Annotated in this window: 19 protein-coding genes and 1 pseudogene; 5 read left to right on the top strand and 15 right to left on the bottom strand. The window is 62.1% G+C overall.

What is annotated here, in order from left to right:
- Positions 1–38: 38 nt before the first annotated feature.
- Positions 39–176 carry a hypothetical protein gene (locus tag FQ320_RS25485; protein ID WP_187393742.1) on the top strand — a complete coding sequence of 46 codons (138 nt, stop codon included), beginning with the start codon at positions 39–41 and terminating at the stop codon, positions 174–176.
- Positions 177–217: 41 nt separating this feature from the next.
- Here the strand turns inward: FQ320_RS25485 and FQ320_RS02060 are convergent, their stop codons facing one another.
- Complete coding sequence (locus FQ320_RS02060) at positions 218–958, bottom strand: SDR family NAD(P)-dependent oxidoreductase (RefSeq protein WP_148469578.1); 741 nt, start codon at positions 956–958, stop codon at positions 218–220.
- 377 nt (positions 959–1,335) lie between these two features.
- On the opposite strand from FQ320_RS02060, the gene FQ320_RS02055 reads away from it, so the two are divergent.
- A complete protein-coding gene (locus FQ320_RS02055; protein WP_148469576.1) occupies positions 1,336–1,755 on the top strand; it encodes a phenylacetate--CoA ligase in 420 nt (139 codons plus the stop codon).
- Positions 1,730–2,284 carry an enoyl-CoA hydratase/isomerase family protein gene (locus FQ320_RS02050; protein ID WP_148469574.1) on the top strand — a complete coding sequence of 185 codons (555 nt, stop codon included), beginning with the start codon at positions 1,730–1,732 and terminating at the stop codon, positions 2,282–2,284. Before FQ320_RS02055 ends, FQ320_RS02050 begins: the two co-directional genes overlap by 26 nt.
- 51 nt (positions 2,285–2,335) lie before the next feature.
- On the opposite strand, the gene FQ320_RS02045 is transcribed toward FQ320_RS02050, so the two are convergent.
- The 11 genes from FQ320_RS02045 to FQ320_RS01995 form a co-directional block, all read right to left on the bottom strand.
- Complete coding sequence (locus FQ320_RS02045; RefSeq protein WP_148469572.1) at positions 2,336–3,499, bottom strand: acyl-CoA dehydrogenase family protein; 1,164 nt, start codon at positions 3,497–3,499, stop codon at positions 2,336–2,338.
- A gap of 42 nt (positions 3,500–3,541) precedes the next feature.
- Positions 3,542–4,681, bottom strand: coding sequence for an acyl-CoA dehydrogenase family protein (locus FQ320_RS02040; RefSeq protein ID WP_148469570.1), 1,140 nt, complete (start codon positions 4,679–4,681; stop codon positions 3,542–3,544).
- Between the two features lie 87 nt (positions 4,682–4,768).
- Positions 4,769–5,947 carry an acetyl-CoA C-acyltransferase gene (locus FQ320_RS02035; RefSeq protein WP_148469568.1) on the bottom strand — a complete coding sequence of 393 codons (1,179 nt, stop codon included), beginning with the start codon at positions 5,945–5,947 and terminating at the stop codon, positions 4,769–4,771.
- A gap of 109 nt (positions 5,948–6,056) precedes the next feature.
- Positions 6,057–6,965: a LysR family transcriptional regulator gene (locus FQ320_RS02030; protein ID WP_148469566.1), complete on the bottom strand. Its 909-nt coding sequence runs from the start codon at positions 6,963–6,965 to the stop codon at positions 6,057–6,059.
- Between the two features lie 78 nt (positions 6,966–7,043).
- Positions 7,044–8,078 carry a TRAP transporter substrate-binding protein gene (locus FQ320_RS02025; RefSeq protein ID WP_187393741.1) on the bottom strand — a complete coding sequence of 345 codons (1,035 nt, stop codon included), beginning with the start codon at positions 8,076–8,078 and terminating at the stop codon, positions 7,044–7,046.
- 40 nt (positions 8,079–8,118) lie between these two features.
- Positions 8,119–9,426 carry a TRAP transporter large permease gene (locus FQ320_RS02020; protein WP_148469562.1) on the bottom strand — a complete coding sequence of 436 codons (1,308 nt, stop codon included), beginning with the start codon at positions 9,424–9,426 and terminating at the stop codon, positions 8,119–8,121.
- On the bottom strand, positions 9,423–9,986 hold the full coding sequence (locus FQ320_RS02015) for a TRAP transporter small permease subunit (protein ID WP_187393740.1): 564 nt from the start codon (positions 9,984–9,986) through the stop codon (positions 9,423–9,425). Before FQ320_RS02015 ends, FQ320_RS02020 begins: the two co-directional genes overlap by 4 nt.
- 226 nt (positions 9,987–10,212) lie before the next feature.
- On the bottom strand, positions 10,213–11,853 hold the full coding sequence (locus FQ320_RS02010; protein WP_148469558.1) for a hydantoinase B/oxoprolinase family protein: 1,641 nt from the start codon (positions 11,851–11,853) through the stop codon (positions 10,213–10,215).
- On the bottom strand, positions 11,850–13,910 hold the full coding sequence (locus tag FQ320_RS02005) for a hydantoinase/oxoprolinase family protein (RefSeq protein WP_148469556.1): 2,061 nt from the start codon (positions 13,908–13,910) through the stop codon (positions 11,850–11,852). Before FQ320_RS02005 ends, FQ320_RS02010 begins: the two co-directional genes overlap by 4 nt.
- A 102-nt stretch (positions 13,911–14,012) precedes the next feature.
- On the bottom strand, positions 14,013–14,912 hold the full coding sequence (locus FQ320_RS02000; protein ID WP_148469554.1) for a LysR family transcriptional regulator: 900 nt from the start codon (positions 14,910–14,912) through the stop codon (positions 14,013–14,015).
- A gap of 91 nt (positions 14,913–15,003) precedes the next feature.
- Entirely contained in the window at positions 15,004–15,345 is a 342-nt protein-coding gene (locus FQ320_RS01995; protein ID WP_148469542.1) for a DUF2853 family protein, read from the bottom strand.
- Positions 15,346–15,589: 244 nt separating this feature from the next.
- Here FQ320_RS01995 and tmpT point away from each other — a divergent pair, with 244 nt between their 5' ends.
- Positions 15,590–16,228: a thiopurine S-methyltransferase gene (gene tmpT / locus FQ320_RS01990; RefSeq protein ID WP_148469540.1), complete on the top strand. Its 639-nt coding sequence runs from the start codon at positions 15,590–15,592 to the stop codon at positions 16,226–16,228.
- 33 nt (positions 16,229–16,261) lie between these two features.
- On the opposite strand, the gene ahcY is transcribed toward tmpT, so the two are convergent.
- Positions 16,262–17,653 (bottom strand): adenosylhomocysteinase, encoded by a 1,392-nt coding sequence (gene ahcY / locus FQ320_RS01985; RefSeq protein WP_148469538.1) that lies wholly within the window; start codon positions 17,651–17,653, stop codon positions 16,262–16,264.
- Positions 17,654–17,743: 90 nt separating this feature from the next.
- Between ahcY and FQ320_RS01980 the strand changes: the two genes are divergently transcribed.
- Entirely contained in the window at positions 17,744–18,334 is a 591-nt protein-coding gene (locus FQ320_RS01980) for an HD family hydrolase (RefSeq protein WP_148469536.1), read from the top strand.
- Between the two features lie 51 nt (positions 18,335–18,385).
- On the opposite strand, the gene FQ320_RS01975 is transcribed toward FQ320_RS01980, so the two are convergent.
- Together FQ320_RS01975 and FQ320_RS01970 are read right to left on the bottom strand one after the other, a co-directional pair.
- On the bottom strand, positions 18,386–18,940 hold the full coding sequence (locus tag FQ320_RS01975; RefSeq protein ID WP_148470240.1) for an ActR/PrrA/RegA family redox response regulator transcription factor: 555 nt from the start codon (positions 18,938–18,940) through the stop codon (positions 18,386–18,388).
- Positions 18,941–19,083: 143 nt separating this feature from the next.
- A pseudogene (locus FQ320_RS01970) lies at positions 19,084–19,611 on the bottom strand (SCO family protein); the annotation flags it as partial.
- Positions 19,612–19,741 lie beyond the last annotated feature (130 nt).

Genomic DNA, 19,741 nt, shown 5'->3' with positions numbered 1-19,741 from the left:
AGCCCGGAACAGGTTCTCCGATATCAAACGGCTTGCCAATGAACGTCACCGGGTTTCTGGATGCGCTGGCCGGGCGGCACCTGTTGATCCTGATCGGTGAACCGCGGTTTCGCCCGGCGCTGCACACAATTCTGGTTCTGGTGTTGCTGCGGCTGATCTGGTCAGGACTGGTCTGACCCCGATCAGCCGCGACAGACGGCGCGGCAAGCGCACCGGTTCAATAGGTTGCGCGCCCGCCCGACAAATCAAACACTGCGCCGGTGGAAAAGCTGTTTTCGCGCGTGCACAGCCAAACGATCATCGCTGCCGCCTCGTCCAGCTCCAGAAACCGGTTGCGGGGGATCTTGCTCAGCATGAAATCGATGTGTTCCTGGCTCATCTGATCAAAGATACGGGTGCGTGCGGCGGCAGGTGTAACGCAGTTAACGGCGATATCATGACCCGCCAGCTCCTTGCCCAGCGATTTCGTCAGCCCGATCACCCCGGCCTTTGACGCGGAATAGGCGCTGGCGTTCGGATTGCCCTCTTTTCCGGCGATCGAGGCGATGTTGACGATTCGCCCGTAGTTCTGCTCGGTCATTGTCGGAACCACGGCGCGGTTGACGTGGAAGGTGCCCAGCAGGTTGATCTCGGTAATCTTGCGGAACTCGTCGACCGGGTAATCGGCCAGAGGGCCGTTCGATCCGGCAATCCCGGCCGAGTTGACACAAATGTCGACCCGTTCGGCGATATCCAGAGTCGCGGCCATCGCAGCGCTGACGCTGTCCCAGTCCGATACATCGACCTGTTGCGCAAAAGCGCCGTTGCCCATGGCCTTGGCTGCCGTATTGGCAAGATCTGCGTCCATGTCCCAGATGGCGACACGTGCACCGCCCGCCGCCAGCCGGTCAGCCACCGCGCGGCCGATTCCCTGTGCACCGCCCGTCACCACAGCCACCTGTCCCGAGAAATCCGTCATCTGTTTTTCCTTTGCCCGTTTGCGCATCCTGCCCGTGCAGGTGTCCGCAGAGTATGGCCGGGGATCGCCGCAATAATCCATGGCGGGGGTGAATAATCTGCGAAGGAATGCGAATTTTCATCCGATCAGGTATGGCCCCGCCAGGACACTCCCTGCGCACATCGCCCCGTTCGGGATTCATGGCCGGGCGTTTTGGCGTTTCACGCGCGAATTTAGACTTATGATCGCGAGCGAAACGTAGAAATATATCCGGACAAATTATACGCCCGGATGGATGCGCCATCTCCCGGCCGCTCAGCGCCGCCCTGCTGGCCGCAATTGACCGACGGCCCGCCCCAAGGGATCGTGCGGCTGCGCCGCCGCATCTTCTGGACTGGTTGGCAGGTGCGCTGGCCGGAGCGGCGACACCGGTGGGTGCTGTAACGAACCGGGCGGGCAGTGCCCCGATAGGGTCGCATCCGCTGTCACCCGCAGGCCGCCCCCTGCCCGACGCTGCGCTGTCGGCGGAATCCGGACAGAATGCCGCCCGACTGAACGAGCTGCTGACCGCGCTTCAAAGCGGCGACATGGCCTGCACCTGCCTGTTCAAGGATGACGTATTTCCGATCATACGTTTCAGCACCCATGACGTTTCCGCCTTTCGCGCGGATCAATCGCCGATGGGTCTGACCCTGCGCCGGATCGCAGGGTTTCAGGGACGCAGCGACAACATGGTCAAGCTGCGCGGCATCAACATCTATCCCACCGGGCTGAGCGTGATCCTGACCGAAAGTGATCCGCAACCGCTGCACGCCTGACTCGATCGACGCCTATAACGGGTTCGTGCGCAGCGCTCAGGCCCGGCTGCGTGATCTGCCCCGCCCGGTGATCGCGGCAATCCGGGGCGCGAGCTTTGGCGGTGGGTGCGGGCTGGCGCTGACCTGTGTTCTGCAGGTGGCGGACGGAACCGCTGCTTTTGCGATCACCCCTGCCCGGCTCGGGCTTGCCTATTCGCCCGCCGACACATGGAAGTTGATCGAAAAGGTCGGCGTCGCGCGGGCGAAGGATCTGCTTCTGACCGGCCGTCGTGTCGCCCCGCGCGTGGCGCTGTCCATCGGTCTGATTGACCGGTTGAGCGATACCGATGCCGTTGCTGCGGCGCAGACTCTGGCTGCCGAACTGGCAGTTCTGGCCCCCGGTGTGCTGGCCGCGATCAAGGCAATCACCAACGGGCTGAGCGAACCGGTGTTTTTACCGGAGCAATCGGTGTTCGAACGCACCTTCACCGCGCCCGAGTTCCGCGAGGGATACAGCGCATTTCTGGAAAAGTGCACACCCGATTTCTAACGGCCCGATTTTACAAAGAATTCCGAATGACTCTCCTGTCGCTGATTGCCGTCAGCCCATCGCGCCCATCATCTCGCGTCCGATCAGCATGCGGCGGATTTCGCTGGTGCCGGCGCCGATTTCCATCAATTTGGCGTCGCGAAACAGGCGCGATACGGGCGTTTCGGTCATGAAACCTGCGCCACCCATCGCCTGCACCGCCTGGTGAGCGGCGGTCATCGCCTCTTCCGACGCATAAAGAACACAGGCCGCCGCATCGGCCCGCGTCACCTTTCCTGCATCACAGGCCCGCGCCACGGCATAGACATAGGCCCGCGCGCTGTTCATCCTTGTATAGATGTCGGCAATCTTTCCCTGCATCAGCTGGAAATCTCCGATCCGCTGACCGAACTGTTTGCGCTGCGCCAGATAGGGCATGATTTCGTCCAGACAGCCCGCCATGATGCCCAGACCGATGCCCGAGAGCACAACCCGTTCATAATCCAGCCCGGACATCAGCACGCGCACGCCGCGCCCTTCCTGCCCAAGGATGTTTTCGAACGGCACCTCGACCTCGTCGAATACCAGTTCCACGGTGTTGCTGCCGCGCATGCCCAGCTTGTCAAAGTGATCGGACTGGGTGAACCCGGGCATGTCTTTTTCGATCAGGAAGGCGGTGATGCCTTTTGAACCCGCCTCGGGGTCGGTTTTGGCATAGACCACCAGTGTGCCCGCCTCGCCGCCATTGGTGATCCAGTATTTCGTGCCGTTCAGGATAAAGCGGTCGTTCTTTTTCTCGGCGCGCAGTTTCATCGAAACCACATCCGATCCGGCCCCCGCCTCGGACATGGCCAAGGCACCGACGCGGGTGCCCGAGATCAGGTCAGGCAGATACCGCGCCTTTTGTTCGGGTGATCCGTTCAGGGCGATCTGATTGACGCAGAGATTGGAATGCGCGCCATAGGACAGGGAAACCGAGGCGCTGGCCCGGGCGATCTCTTCAACCGCGACGACATGGGCAAGGTATCCCATACCGGCACCACCCTCGGACTCGGGGACTGTGATGCCCAACACGCCCAATTCGCCCATCTCGGGCCACAGATCGGGGGGAAAGCAGTTGTCGGCGTCGATCCCGGCGGCCAGCGGTTTGACCCGTTTCTGCGCCCAGCTATGCACCATGTCGCGCAGGGCGTCGATGTCATCCCCCAGTCCGAAATCCATGCTGGTCGTAAACATATTCCCTCCTCAGACCGCGATCAGCCTATGGTCAGCCACCGATCAAGACTCAATCAAACCGCGTGCGACGATCACCCGCATGATCTCATTCGTGCCTTCAAGAATTTCATGCACCCGCAGATCGCGCACCAGCTTTTCTATCCCATAGTCGGCCAGATAGCCGTAACCGCCATGCAGTTGCAGACAGTCGTTGACCACCCGGCTGCCGGTCTCGGTGACGAATTTCTTGGCCATGGCACAATGTCGCGAGGCATCGGGCGTGGCCTTGTCCAGCTTCCAAGCCGCCTGACGCAGCAGCACGCGCGCCGCCTGCATGTCGATTTCCATATCGGCAAGGCGGAACTGCAATCCCTGAAACCGGTCAATGCTTTGGCCAAAGGCGCGGCGTTCCGACATATAGGCGAGCGTGGCGTCCATCGCCGCTTGCGCCGCGCCCAGCGAACAGGCGGCAATGTTCAACCGCCCGCCGTCCAGCCCGGCCATGGCATAGCGGAACCCCGCCCCCTCGTCACCCAACAGATTGGCGGCGGGCACATGGCAATCATCGAACTGCACCGCCCGTGTGGGTTGCGCGCGCCAGCCCATCTTGTCCTCTAGCCCGCCAAAGGACAGTCCCTTCGAGCCCGCATCGACAACGACGGCGCTGATCCCACTCGCGCCGGCATCGCCCGTGCGGCACATCACGACATAGGCGTCCGAGTACCCCGCGCCGGAAATGAACGCCTTGGTGCCACTCAGCGCATAGCCATCGTTGGTACGGTCGGCCCGGGTGCGCAGAGCGGCGGCGTCTGACCCCGATCCGGGTTCGGTCAGGCAATAGGAAAAGAATGTCTTCATCGCCACGGCATCGGCCAGATAGCGCGATTTCAATGCGTCCGACCCGAACCGGTCGATCATCGCGGCGCACATGTTGTGGATCGACAGAAAGGCGGCGGTGGCGGGACAGGCCATGCTCAGCGCCTCGAACACAAGGGTCGCATCCATCCGGGACAGTCCCGATCCGCCCGATGCGTCACTGACATAAAGCCCGCCAAAGCCAAGTTCGGCCAACCTTGGCCAAAGGTCTTTCGGGATGATCTCGGCCTTTTCCCACGCGCGGGCATGGGGGGCGATGTGTTCGGCACCAAACGCCCGGGCCATGTCGAAGATGGCCACTTGTTCTTCGGTCAGTGCGAAATCCATTCGGTCACCTCAGGCGTCAGGCGCGTTGCGCCGCACGGCAGGGCGGACCGTGTCGCAATCACCCCGGTGTCGGTGCCGACCCGCATATCAGAGCCGTTCCAGAGCGATGGCCGTGCCCTCGCCGCCGCCGATACAGATTGCCGCGACCCCGCGCCGCAGACCGCGCTTTTCCATGGCGTTCAGCAGGGTCACGACGATCCGCGTACCGCTTGCGCCGATCGGATGGCCCAGCGCGCAGGCCCCGCCGTTCACGTTGATCCGGTCGCGCGGGATCGCCATTTCCCGCATGAATGCCATGGGAACGACCGCGAAAGCCTCGTTCACCTCCCACAGATCCACATCACCCACCGACCAGCCGATCCGCGCCAGCAGCTTTTGCGCCGCCGGAATCGGCGCGGTGGTGAACCATGCAGGCGCTTGCGCATGGCTGGCATGGCCAACGATACGCGCGCGGGGCGTCAGACCGTACTTGGCTGCCGAGGCTGCATCACACAGCACCATGGCCGCCGCGCCGTCCGATATGGACGAGGCATTGGCCGCCGTCACAGTGCCACCCGCCTCGAATGCGGGTTTCAGCAAGGGGATGTTTTCGGGTCGCGCCTTGCCGGGCTGTTCATCTTCGGCGACCACCGTATCGCCCCTGCGTCCGGCAACCGTGACCGAAACAATTTCACGCCCGAACGCGCCGTCCTGTTGCGCCGCCAGTGCGTTGGACAGGGATTGCAGCGCATATTCATCCTGTGCCGCACGAGTGAACTGGAATTCTTCGGCACAGAGCTCGGCAAAGGATCCCATCAGGCGCCCCTTGTCAAAGGCATCTTCCAGCCCGTCGAGGAACATGTGGTCCTTCATCTCGATATGTCCCAGTCGCGCACCCGTGCGGGATTTCAGCGACAGATATGGCGCGCGCGACATGCTTTCCATTCCGCCCGCAACCATGATGGTCTGCGACCCCGCAGCGATCTGATCATGGGCCAGCATCAGCGTGGCCATCCCCGATCCGCACATCTTGTTCAGGGTGGTGCAAGGCACATCCTCCCCCAGACCCGCGCCCATTGACGCTTGCCGCGCAGGGGCCTGACCCAGCCCGGCAGGCAGGACGCAGCCCATCAGAACCTCACCCACCGTACCGGGCGGCAGACCGGCATCGGCCAGCGCGCCCGCAATGGCGGCAGAGCCCAGCACCGGCGCCGCTACATCCGCGAACACGCCCTGAAAGCCCCCCATGGGCGTGCGCGCTGCCCCGGCAATCACGATTTCGGCCATCGTCGATCCTCCGTTGATCCACCACCATCCTGACCGGATTCTTGCGGGCTGACCAGTGTTTCGCAGTGGGTCGGCGGATGAGGCCGGCGACGGCCAGCAAAATCGCCGGTCAGTGGGCACTGCCCCCCGCCGCAGCGATAACATCGCGGGCACGGTCAATCAGCGCTTCGGCCACCGGCAGCAGCGGTGCATCGTTGCGCCAGACCACCCCACCTTCGCGGTGCGGCATGTCCTCCGTCGTTTCGACGGTCTTGATCTCGGGATAGGCCCGCGCGTGTGCCTGCGACAGAAACCCCAGTTTCTGGCTGTGGCGCAGGATGTTGATCATCGCCCTGACCGAATTGGTTTCGACCGAAGGCGGCGGCATTTCGACTCCGTGCTGGCCAAACAGCCGGCGCACCAACTGCCCGCCAAAAGTATCTGAGCCGGTCAGCACCCAGTCTTCATCCGCCAGCTGGTCCAGTGATTTCGGCCCGCCATCGTGAATCGGGTGATCGGTCCGTGCCAGTATATGCATACGTTCGCGCAACAGCGTGCGGGTGCGATAGACCCCGCCAAAGTAAACGTCGGTGAGTGAGGCAAAAAACATATCGATCTCGCCCAGATCCAGCCTTCGCCGCAGATCGTCGTTCAACGATACGGTCAGCGACACCCGGATGTTCGGGCGATCCGCCTGCAACCCACTGACCGCCACCGGCACGATTTCGTGAATCCAGTCCGGCCCGCACCCGATCCGCAGCGTACCACCAGATCCGGTCTTCATCGCCGTCAGCTTTTGGTCCAGCGCGTCACCGTCCCGTTCCAGGGCGCGGGCATAGTCAAGCAGGACAGCGCCGTAGGGGGTCAGGGTCAGAGGCCGGGTAGAGCGGTCGAACAGCGTCACGTCCAACTGCCGCTCAAGCTTGGCGATTGCCTGGGTCAGGGCCGGTTGCGACACTCCAAGATCGGCTGCGGTCACGGTCAGGTTGCGGGTCGCGCAGACGGCGACAAATTGCGGCAGTCCGGTCAATTTCTTCATGGTCTGCCCGTTTCTGATGGTCAGCCCCTGCCGAAAGTGTGGAATGGGCGGCGGAAAATATCCCCGCCACCCATAACGTCACTCAATGGTGATGCCCAGCTTTGCACCGATGGTATCGTTCCAGGACGTTACGCAGTCCGCCCCGCACCGTTCGCCAAACGAGGGCAGGATCGCCGACTTCACGGCCTCTTTGCGGGTAACGTCATCCGCTTCGGTCAGTGGAACCAGCGTCATTCCCGCCGGTTCGCCCTGATCGCAGGGGCCTTGGGTGTTGCAGGCCAGACCGGTTTCCGTCTCGGTCGCCGCCAGCTCAAAGATCGAATCCTCAAGCCCGCGCAGAGCACCGGTCAGATAGTCCTGCACCGACGCGTCCAGCCCGTTCCACCAGTCCAGATTTGCCAGTTGCGCCGCCAGACCGAAATTGACCGGCATCGGCGAAATGAACTTGGCCGCTTCATGCCACTTGGACTTGTATCCCGACAGCGCGCCGGTGATCGCACAATCGACCACGCCGCTGGCCAGCGCGGGCTGAACCTCGGCAAAGGCGATGTTCATCGGCGACCCGCCCAGATGAGCGACAAAGGCCTGTTGCGATGCACCCGAGGCCCGCACTTTGCGCCCGGCCAGATCGGCTATGCCGGTGAATTCATCGCGGCAATAGATCACCTGCGCCTGATAGGTACCAAAACCCAGCAGCTTGATATTGTGCTCTTTCTCCAGGAATTCGGCATAGGTCGGGCGCCATTCCTCGACCACTTCGGCCAGTTCTCCAACCGATCCGAGGAGGCCCACCAGATCGGTCGATTCGTTTGTCGGAACCTCGCCCGAGTTATAGGCCAGAACGGTTGTCGCCATCTGCAACGTACCGTTGCTGACCAGACGGAAGATTTCGCCGCCCTTGAACCCCAGTTCGGTAAATGGCTTCACCTGAACCTTGATCTTCCCATCGGTCTCGGCGGGCACCTGTTCGGTCCAGAAAGGAAGCTCCTTGTCGGTGTACATCGACAGGTTGCCGATCGATCCGACGACATTGAACTCCGTCACCGGCATGTCCTGCGCCCCGGCAGGAAGCGCCAGCAGCCCGGCAACGGCGGTGGTGAGAAGATATTTCATGGCCAGTTTCATTTGGGTCGTCTCCCTGAGAAAGGCGGTTTCAGCCGCCGGTTTTTGGATTGAGGATCGTCGGCAGCCAAAGCGCCAGCTGCGGAAAGGCGATCAGGATGGCGATCATCGCCAACATGGCGACAAGAAACGGCGCCGCCCCCTTGAACAGATCGGAAAACGGCCCGCCGCCCTTGCGCACCGCCTGTACGATATACAGGTTCATGCCCACGGGCGGGGTAATCAGCGCCGCCTCGATCAGAATGACGAACACAACGCCCCACCAGACCGGCGAATACCCCAGGCCCGTGACCACCGGTACAATAATCGGCGTGGTCGCGATCATCATGGACAGCGTTTCCATGAAACACCCCAGCAGCAGATAGAAGGCGACAATGGCCAAAAGCATGCCCAGCGGCGGCCAGCCCAGCGCCAGAACAGCATCGGTGATCGCCGCGACCAGCCCGATGGACACCATGACAAAGTTCAGGAAAAACGCGGCAATCACGATCAGCATGATCATGCAGGTGGTCCGGACCGTGCCCTCGAATGCGGCCAGCAGAACGGGCAGGCTTAACTTCCGGTTGGCCGCGACCAACCCGACAGTGGCGATGAGGCCCAGCGCCGCCGCCTCGGTCGGGGTGGCGATACCCGCATAGATACTGCCAACCACAACCATAAACAGCCCCAGCGGCGGCAGAAGATGCGGCAGCCCGGCAATCCGCTCAGGCCACAGCGAGACGTCACCCACCGGCTTTCCGCCCCAATGAGGCCGCCACAGGACCAATGCCAGAATAATACCGGAAAACAGCGTGGCCAGCATGAAACCGGGGATGAAACCGGCAGCATAAAGGTCGGCAACCGAAGTGTCGGTCAGCACGGCATAGATGATCATGTTGATCGACGGCGGGATCAGAATTCCCAGCGTCCCCCCGGCGGCAATGGAGCCAAGGAACAACGGCCGATTATATCCTCCCGCATCCATGTTCGGCGTCGCCACGGTGCCGATGGTGGCGGCCGTGGCGAACGAACTGCCCGAGGTGGCGGCGAACACAGCACTGGCGGCAATGTTGGTGTGCATCAGGCGCCCCGGCACCCGGGCGAACCATGGGGCCAGCGCGCTGAACAACCGCTCGCTTACCCCCGAGCGATGCATCAACTCGCCCATCATGATGAACATCGGCAAGGCGATGAGGATGAAATCGTTGCTCGAATTCCACGCCAGTTCGCCTGCCGCGCCGGTCATCGGGAAAAAGGCAAATCGCTCCGACAGGACATAGCCGGTCAGCGCCAGAACCACGGCAACCGGCAGCGACAAAGCCAGCAAGCCAAGCAGCATAAGCAAGGCGGTTGTGATCATGCCGTGTCCTCGATCGCCTGTTCAATTTCGGTGTCCAGATCAGCGGGGCCGATCCCCGCATCGAAACCCGCCCGATCGCCGCGGACCAGCCGCCAGACCGCCTGAAGCGGCGCCAGAACGGCGACGAAAGCGAACCAGAACAGCCCGATCCACCAGATGCCCTGTGGAATGGCCATAGGCACCTGAAGGCGCGAAATAGACTTGGCGTTCATCGCCAGAGATTGCGCCACCGTCCCCCAGGCAAACCAGGCGAGCGCAACCGCAACCCCCGCCAAAGCGAAAGACGCGAGCAGATCGCAAGCGGCGCGCAAAGGAAACGGCAAAGACGAGATGAGGAAATCGACGCGGATGTTTGCCTTGGTCGTCACCGTAAACGCCAGCCCCAACCCGACACAGGCAGCAAGCGCATAGCCGGAGATCTCGAAACTCTCGACCACGCCGCGGTTGAAGAAATACCGCGCAATCACATCAATGGTAATCGGCACTGCCGATCCAAACAGAATCGCCGCGCCGGCCAGCCAGGCCAGCCATCGTGATATGCGCTGCGTCAGCGGTTCCATCAGCGGCATTCCCCCGGTCGCACATAGCGGACCATGCTTTGCCACCGCTGTCCAGAAACTCCGGCCATCCCACACCCATCGCCCGGCAGTTGCACCGCCTTCGGCGTCGCGGTGCCTCCGGCGGGAGTATTTTTACAAAGAAGAAACGACCCCCGGCTTCTTCTTTGTGTAAATACTCCGGGGGTCCGGGGGCAGCGCCCCCGGGGCTCATGACGGGGCGCGCCGCTCATGACGGCTCTCCGATTACATATCCATCGGCCAGATCGCGTGCCGCGGCGACCGGGTCACGCAATGCGGGGTCGCCATGTCCGCCACCGCCAGGTGTTTCCATGCGCACGATATCACCCGGGCGCAGAGGGTGGCCGATCGTCTTTGACGCAAGCGGCACCGTCACGCCATCACGGGTCACTGACAATGAACCACCGCGCCCGGGTTGCCCTCCGGCCAGGCCCTGAGGCAGGGAATCAAATGCGTCGAAGGCCGTGTTGAGCAGGCCGGAATCGGCCAGGAACTCCCATTCACGCACCAGCCCCAGACCGCCGCGCATCTTGCCTGCGCCCCCTGATCCGGGAGCGAGCGCATAGCGGGTGAAACGCAGCGGAAACAGCGCCTCGATCATTTCGACCGGGGTGTTCTGGCCGTTGTGAAACCCGGCGGCCAGCGCGTTCGGGCCGTCACGTTCCGGGTGTGCACCCCAGCCGCCCAACTCGCTGTCGAAGTACACCTGTCGCCGCCCGTCTGCGTGGCGGATGTTGACTGCATGGTTGAACGTGGTGCCATAGTAGCTGGCCGGAATCCGGTCGGGGATTGCTTCGGCAAAAGCGCGCAGCACCGCCACAGCGATCTTGTGACCGGGCAGCATCCGCATCGACACCGGCGCGGGGAAGGCCGCATTGACCAGCGATCCTGCGGGTGCGGTGACCGTGATCGGGCGGTAACAGCCCGCATTTACCGTTCCGGTCACGCCGCAGGCCGCGATCACAGCGTAATAGACGGCGGATGTGGTGGTTGCGAGGGTTGCGTTGATCGGGCCTTTTGCCTGATCCGCCGTGCCGGTGAAATCCAGCGCGATATCGCTGCCGCTGATGGTCAGCGCCACGCTGATCCGTTTCGCGCCCTGCTCCAACCCGTCGCCATCGACAAAATCTTCGGCGCGGTAGGTGCCATCGGGCAGGGCGGACAGGGCCGCGCGCATGGCGGTTTCGGCATGATCCAACAGAGCCGCTCCCGTCGCCGTCAGGGTTTGCGTGCCATAGCGTTCGGCAAGACGGCGCATCGCCCGCGCCCCGACCTCGAGCGCGGCGAGCTGACTCAGGAAATCACCGCGGAATGTTTCGGGTTCGCGCACATTCTGCAGGATGGTGGCGAACAGGTCGTCCTGCATCTCGCCCGCCCTGACGATCCGCACAGGGGGCAGGCGCAGCCCCTCTTGAAATACTTCGACGGCATGGGCGTTATAGCCGCCTGCCGCCCCACCGCCGACATCGACGTGGTGGATCAGTACACAGGTGATTGCGATCCTCGCGCCATCCTTGAACACCGGTTTGAAGGCAATGAAATCGGGCAGGTGCTGACCGCCGCAATAGGGGTCGTTGGTGACGATCACGTCGCCCTCGTTCCACTGCTCCAGCGGGATATGATGCGCGATGACGTGCTGCAGGCACAATTCCATCGAGTTCAGGTGTACCGGCATTCGCGCCGCCTGGGCCACGTTGCGCCCGTTTGCGTCGAAAACCGCGGTGGAGTAATCCAGCAGTTCACGCACTGTGGTGGAGCGCGATGTGCGCCAGACGGTCACCGACATTTCCTCGGCTGCTGACACCAGCGCGGCTGACACGATTTCGAGCAGGACGGGATCGGGGGTCATTGCGATTTTCCTGCTGTGTGTCGGGCAATCAGATCGCCGGTGGGGGTAACGGTCAGGGTCCAGCCGCCGGTCAGCAGCATCGTGGTATAGACCTGTTCGATAACAGCCGGGCCGGTGATTTCGCTGCCGGGGGTCAGGCTGTCCTGTTGTAGCACGGGAATATCCTGCCATTTTCCATCCACATGCACGGCGCGGGTTTGTCGTGGTCGCGCCGGGCGCGCGGCAAAGGCGAGGGGCGCCGCGCCGTCGTTCAGATGGCCAGTGGCAACAAGGCGCAGGGTGATCAATTCGACCGCTTCCTTTGGATCGTCGAACGAGAATCGCTGGCGATGCAGGGCTTCGAACCGTTCGCGCAGGGTGATCAGTGTGGCTTCATCCGCGACGCCATCCGGAACCAGTACCATCAGTTCGAACGCCTGTCCTCGATACCGCAAATCCGCCGTCAGGGTCAGGGTGCGCCGGTCGTCCGGCATCGCGTCTGCGTCAAGCAGGGCGGCGCCCCGGGCGCGCAGGTCGTCGGCCATTGCGTTCAGTGCCGGCAGGCTTTCGCCGGTCAGCGGCAGGATTTCGGTGCGTGACGCATCGTGCAGGATGTCCGATTGCAAGATCCCATGCGCCGAAAACGTCGAGGGATCGCGCGGAAAGACCACCGTGGTGATCCCCAGTTCGCCGGCCACTTCGCAGGCATGCAGCCCCCCTGCCCCGCCAAAGGACATCAGCGCGAAATCTCGCGGATCAAGCCCGCGCGCGAAAAGTGAGAACTTGATTGATGCCGCCAGTTTTGCGTTGACCACCTCGAGAATTCCGGACGCCGCGCGGTCTTTCTCCAGCGACAGCGGGCGGGCGACGTTTTTATCAAGGGCTACGCGGGCCGCGTTGAGGTTGAGGGCGAATGTCCCGCCAAGGAATGCTGCCGCGTCCAGCCGCCCGAGGATCAGGTTCACGTCGGTCACGGTGGGCTCTGTGCCACCGCGCCCGTAACAGACCGGCCCCGGCACTGCGCCCGCACTGCGCGGCCCGACCTGCAACCGCCCCGACGGATCGACAAAGGCGATGGACCCGCCTCCGGCCCCGATGGTGTGCATCTCAACCATCGGAACACGCACCGGCAGACCGTCGATTTCACCCTGAGTGACGACGGTTCGCACCCCATCGGCAATGATCGCCACGTCATAACTGGTGCCGCCCATATCCACCCCGACGACATTCGGCAGGCCCAACTGCCCCGCCAGACGCTCCGCCGCCAGTACCCCGCCCGAGGGCCCGGACAGCAGCAGTTTGACCGGGGCCTGCACGGCAGCTTCCAAGGCGATGGCGCCACCATTGCTTTGGATCAGATACAACGGCGCGGTGATGCCGGTTTCGCTCAGACGATGGCGCAGCTTGGTGACATAGCGGGCGATCACCGGCATCAGCAGCGCGTTCAACACTGTGGTGGCCGTGCGCTCGAATTCGCGGATCTCGGGCGATACCTCATGGCTGCAAGAAATCGCCATATCGGGGCAGCGTTTGGCCAGCCGGTCACGGATCGCGATTTCATGGGCGGGGTTGGCGAAACCGTTGATCAGACAGATCGCACAGGCGGCCACGCCCGATGCAGCGACCTGTTCGATCACGACCTCCAGCGTATCATCAAGCGGTCGAACCTCTTCGCCATTCGCACCGATCCGCCCCGGCGCCCCGAAGCGGTGGCGTCGGGGGATCAGCAGCGCCCGGTCAGGGCCTTTCAGCGCATAGATGTCGGTGCGGGCATGACGGCCAATTTCCAGCACGTCTTCAAAGCCTGCCGTGGTGATCAGCGCGCCAGAGGGCAGATTGCGTGTCAGGACGGCATTGGTGGCGATGGTCGTTCCGTGCAGGATCAGTGCAATGTCGGACAGGGCAAAGCCATGGGTTTCGGCCGCCAACAGGATCGCCGTGTTCAGACCGCGCGCTGGATCGTCAGGCGTGGTGGGCGATTTCAGGCTATGCGCCGCGCCGCTCGCGGTGTCGGTCACCTCAAGATCGGTAAAGGTGCCGCCGATGTCGACGGCAATGCGGATGTGCGGGCTGGTCATCGACGGAACATGCTTTCATCGGCCTTGGTTCAGGACGTTGTCAGAAAGCACGCTCGCAGCCGATAGGGATAAGGGCAAATCGAAAATTCTGACGCAAAGCGATCAGGTATTCTGATCAGCCGCGTGCTGCGCAGCCGTTTCCACCGCCAATCGCGCGGCGGTTTCCACCACATGCCGCTTGGGCTCGCCCAACCATGATGCGGTGAAGTGCAGCGGTGCCGGGGTCCACCCCGGATCAAAGGCGCGCAGGCTGCCACGCGCCACCAAGGACCGGCCCAGAGCACGGGGCAAGGCGGCCACTCCCAGACCCGATTCAACCAGTCCGAAACAGGCCGACAGGGACGACGAGGTGAAAATCTGCACCCCCGGCCCGACCCTTTTAAACAACATTTCTTTCAGGTCGCGGTAAGGCCGGGTGTTGCGGGCATAGGTGATCACCGGACGGCTGGCGATCAGTGCGGCATCATTGGCATCGGGCACATTGGCGGCGACATACCACTCCAGCTCAAACTCGGGCAGCGACAGGTTGTTCACCGCAGGGTCCGACACCGGCCCCAGCAGGATCGCCAGATCCACCTCGCGGCGCAGCAGCGACTGGCGCAGGTTGGCCGATACATCGACGTCAATCTCAACCTCGACCCGGGCAAAGCTGTGATGCAGGGCGGCGACAAACCCGGCAAGCCAGCTTTGCGCCACGGTTTCCGCCACGCCGATCCGCAGATGCATGTCGATGGCATCGGGGGCGATGATGTTGGCCGCGACCTGTTCGGTCAGTTGCTCAAACTGTTCAGCGTGCCGGACCAGCCGTTCGCCCTGCCGCGTCAGGGTCAGACCGTTCGTCGTGCGGTCAAACAGCGCGACCGACAGCGTATTTTCAAGCGCCTTCAGCCGGGCAGTGACCGCAGGCTGCGTGACATGCAGCGCCAGTGCAGCCCGGCGCACCCCGCCCCGGCGCACGACCTCAAGAAATGTGCGGATCTGTTCAAGGTTCAGACGGGTCATGGCTGGCGGTTCCGGCTTGGTGGTGGAAATGTTCCCGACCCTGCTCGGAAAGGGGTTCGCCCGGACACGTTTTGCGCCCGGGCCGACCGGTTCAGCCGTAGACGGCCTCTTTGCCGAAATGCCGGGTCAGCATGTAATAAATGACCGCGCGATACTTGTTGCGATTGGACGACCCATAGATTTCAAGCACCTTCTTCAGCGCCTCCATCAGTTCCGGGCCATCGGCAAGACCCAGCTTTTTGATCAGGAAGTTCTTCTTGATCGTTTCAAGCTCTTCGGATTGCGAAGCGGCGACGGTCGACGCATCCGCGTTATAGATCGCCGGGCCGCAGCCGATGGTCACCTTGGTCAACAGATCCATGTCCGGCGTCATGCCGCACTTGTCCCTGAGATCATCCGCGTATTTTGCAATCAAATCGTCACGTTTTCCCATTTTTTCGAACCTTGTCCCTGTTTCCCGTGAATCCCGCGTTTCCGCGTGAACCGCGTTATAGAACGCCGGGCCGGGGTGGTATGACAATGGTGAAGGCAGCAAAATCTCTGCTTTTGGCAGAAACATACCTAAAAATGGCGTTGAGACGGAATACAAAGTCATTTTCCGACGTTGATTTACCCATTTCCGTGGCCCGAATCGGGCTATTTTGCATAGGGTGGCAAAGAAATTCGGGGGGTACGGGATGGAAAGCGATTTCTGGCATCAAAGATGGGGCAGCAACCGGATCGGGTTTCACGAAGGACAGGTGAACGCGCTGTTTGCCGCGCACTTTGGCCGGTTGCATCTGAGAGCAGGGGCGCGGCTGTTCCTTCCGCTGTGTGGCAAGACCCGAGACGTGGGATGGCTGCGCGAGCGGGGTTTTGCGGTGGCCGGGGCCGAGTTGAGCAGGCGGGCCATCGGCGATCTGTTCACCGATCTTGACGTCACCCCCGAAATCACCCGGACCGAAACCCTGGAAAATTGGCACGCGCCGGGACTGGATTTTTTCGTCGGCGATATCTTCGATCTGACGGCACAGGACCTTGGGCCGGTCGATGCCGTGTATGACCGCGCCGCGCTTGTGGCGCTGCCGCCGACTATGCGTGACCGCTATGCGCCGCACCTGATCGGGCTGACGGGCGGTGTTCAGCAGTTGCTGATCACCTTCGAATACGATCAGACGGCAATGGACGGCCCGCCGTTTTCCATCGACGGGCCCGAGGTGCGGCGGCACTATGACGCCCGGTTTGACGTCGTCGAATTGGAAAGATGCGAGGTAAAGGGCGGGCTCAAGGGGATAATACCGGCGGAAGAATCCGCCTGGCATCTGAACCCGCGCTGATCCGCCGCCGGTGGTGTCCGGCGGCGGACCGGATCAATACCGGTAATGTTCGGGCTTGAACGGACCATCGGGCGAAACGCCGATATAGGCCGCCTGTTCGGGGTTGAGCTTGGACAGCTTCACGCCGATCCGGTCCAGATGCAGGCGCGCGACCTTTTCATCCAGATGTTTCGGCAGGATATAAACCTCGTTCTTATAGGCGTCGGTGTTGGTCCAGAGTTCGATCTGCGCCAGCACCTGATTGGTGAAACTGGCCGACATGACAAAGCTGGGGTGACCGGTGGCATTGCCAAGGTTCAGCAGACGGCCCTCGGACAACAGGATCAGACGGTGCCCGTTGGGCATCTCGATCATGTCGACCTGTTCCTTGATGTTGGTCCACTTGTGGTTTTTCAGTGCGGCGACCTGAATTTCGTTGTCGAAGTGGCCGATATTGCCGACGATGGCCATGTCCTTCATCTCGCGCATATGCTCGATGCGGATCACGTCCTTGTTGCCTGTTGTGGTGATGAAGATGTCGGCGGTGGACACCACATCTTCCAGCAAAACAACCTCGTACCCGTCCATCGCAGCCTGCAGCGCGCAGATCGGATCAACCTCGGTCACTTTCACCCGGGCACCCGCACCGCTCAGCGAGGCTGCCGATCCCTTGCCAACGTCACCGTAGCCCATGACCACGGCAACCTTGCCGGCCATCATCGTGTCGGTGGCGCGACGGATGCCATCAACCAGCGATTCCTTGCAGCCGTATTTGTTGTCGAACTTTGACTTGGTGACCGAGTCGTTCACATTGATCGCCGGGAAAGGAAGCTGACCCTTCTTGTGCAGATCGTACAGACGATGCACGCCGGTGGTCGTTTCTTCGCTGACGCCCTTGATATCGTCGCGGGTCTTGGTGAACCAGCCCGGAGATTGCTTCATCCGTTTGCGGATCTGCGCAAAGATCGCCTCTTCCTCCTCGGACGTGGGGACCGCGATCAGGTTTTCCTCGCCTGCCTCGACCCGCGCGCCCAGCAGGACATAGAGCGTAGCATCGCCGCCATCATCAAGGATCAGGTTCGCGCCTTCGGGAAACTGGAACGACCGGTCAAGGTAATCCCAGTGCTCGACCAGCGACTGACCCTTGATCGCGAAGACCGGGGTGCCGCCCTCGGCAATGGCGGCCGCCGCGTGATCCTGGGTGGAAAAAATATTGCACGACGCCCAGCGCACATCTGCGCCAAGTTCGTTCAGCGTTTCGATCAGCACCGCCGTCTGAATCGTCATGTGCAGCGATCCGACTATGCGCGAGCCTGCAAGCGGTTTCGCCTCGCCGTATTCCTTGCGCAGCGCCATCAGCCCCGGCATTTCGGTTTCGGCAATGTCCAGCTCTTTGCGGCCAAAGGCGGCAAGCGAAATGTCCTTGACGATGTAATCTTTGGCCATGAGCCCTGCTCCTGCGATAAACCCGTGTTGCGGGGGGACTAGCACCATGTCAGTTTCGCCGCAATGAAAGTGACGGTGAGGCTGGCAGCGATGAAACAACCACGAGCCTGGCAAAGGATGCTGTCGGGCCGAAGGCTTGACCTGCTGGATCCCACGCCAATGGACATCGAGATCGAAGATATCGCCCATGGCCTTGCCTTTGTCGCGCGCTGGAACGGTCAGACGCGGGGCGATTTCGCCTATTCGGTGGCGGAACATTCGCTGCTGGTAGAAGCGATCTTTGCCCGGATATCCCCCGACGCACCTGCGAAATGGCGGTTGGCGGCGCTGCTGCACGATGCGCCGGAATATGTCATCGGGGACATGATATCACCGGTCAAGGCGGCGGTTGGCCCGGCTTACGAAGCGTTGGACGCCCGGCTGGCGGCAGCGGTGCACCTGCGGTTCGGGCTGCCCGCAACCGTGCCCGCAACAGTCAAGAAACGCATCAAACAGGCGGACCGTGTATCTGCCTGGCTGGAGGCGGTGCGCATCGCCGGATTTGCCGAACCCGAGGCAAACCGCATCTTTGGCCGCCCCGACCCGGCACTGGCCGACGGGCTGGATATCCTGTTGCGGCCTCCTGTGGTGGTACGAGAGGCGTTCACCACCCGCCACCGCGATTTGCTGGCGATGCTTTGATCAGAACCGGGCCAGCGCAAACGGAACGTCGATAGCCCCATCGCGCAAACCTTACTTTGGGGAACGTTTCGCCAGTATGCGCTGCAACGTGCGCCGGTGCATGTTCAACCGACGGGCGGTTTCGCTGACATTGCGGTCACATTGTTCATAGACGCGTTGAATATGTTCCCAGCGCACCCGGTCAGCCGACATCGGGTTTTCGGGCGGTGGCGGCAGGGCATCGCCCTTGGCCAGCAGGGCCGCCGTCACCTCGTTCGCGTCGGCGGGTTTTGACAGATAATCCGTCGCCCCGATTTTGACCGCCGCAACCGCCGTAGCGATGGCGCCATATCCGGTCAACACCACGACCCGTGCATCGGGCCGACGTTCGCGCAGGGCTTCGACCACATCCAGCCCGCTGCCATCCTCAAGCCGCAGGTCGATCACCGCATAGGCCGGGGGCCGGGCTGAGACGATCGCGCGGCCCTGGGCAACGGATTGGGCGGTTTCCACCTTGAATCCGCGCTTTTCCATGGCGCGCTCCAGACGTTTTACAAAGGTTTCGTCATCGTCGACCAGCAGCAGACTGTTGTCGGGGCCGATCTCGTTCGCTTCGCTGGGGTTCATCGACGAATCCATCTGGTTTCCCATATTTCCATCTGATGTAGAGCGAACACCCGCGCGGGTCAATTTTCCGTCGGGAACGGTTGGCGGCCCCTGCTTGGTGCCGGACATGGTTGTCATCGATGACGCTGGGCCGGACATGCTTTTCAGGACGCCTTGTCGAGAAAACAGGCGGTGCTTTCTGCAACGGCTTCTTCGGTCACGCCTTCGCCATTGAAATTCGGTGCCCCGCGAAAGAACTCGACGAACCCGTGTTCGGGCAGCATCAAATAGCTGAACACCGTATGATCCATAAGATAGAAAGCGGGATCATCGCCTTCGCGCTTGGCGAAATAGGTTTTATAGGCCTGTGACGCCGCCTTGATCTGCTCGGGCGATCCGGTCAGCCCAAGCATGTCGGGGTGCATGTAATCCGTCCATTCGGCCAGAACCTCGGGTGTGTCGCGCTCGGGGTCGATGGTGATGAACACCGGCTGCACGTCATAGCCCCGTTCCGCCAAAAGATCGACAGCCGCCGCATTGCGCGCCGCATCCAGAGGACAGACATCGGGACAGAAGGTGTAGCCAAAGTAAACCAGCGTCGGCTTGGTGATCACATCGACATCTGTCACAGTCTCGCCGGTTTCACTGACCAGAGTGAACGGCCCGCCAATTGCCCCCGCTCCGCCCGCAACCTGCAGGGGAATCGCGTTTGGAACTGAAGGCGTGAACGGTCGCTCTTGCCTGTGAGGGCGAGATGGATTCTGAATTGGGGATTGCGTTCACGGAGTCCTCATCCTCATGCAGATTTTTCTATCCGCCTTC

Origin of the sequence: Oceaniovalibus sp. ACAM 378 (genome assembly GCF_008085915.1) — a bacterium.
GTDB lineage: Bacteria > Pseudomonadota > Alphaproteobacteria > Rhodobacterales > Rhodobacteraceae > Oceaniglobus.
The sequence above is the reverse complement of the archived record's forward strand: the minus strand, read 5'-3'. Positions and strand labels throughout refer to the sequence as shown.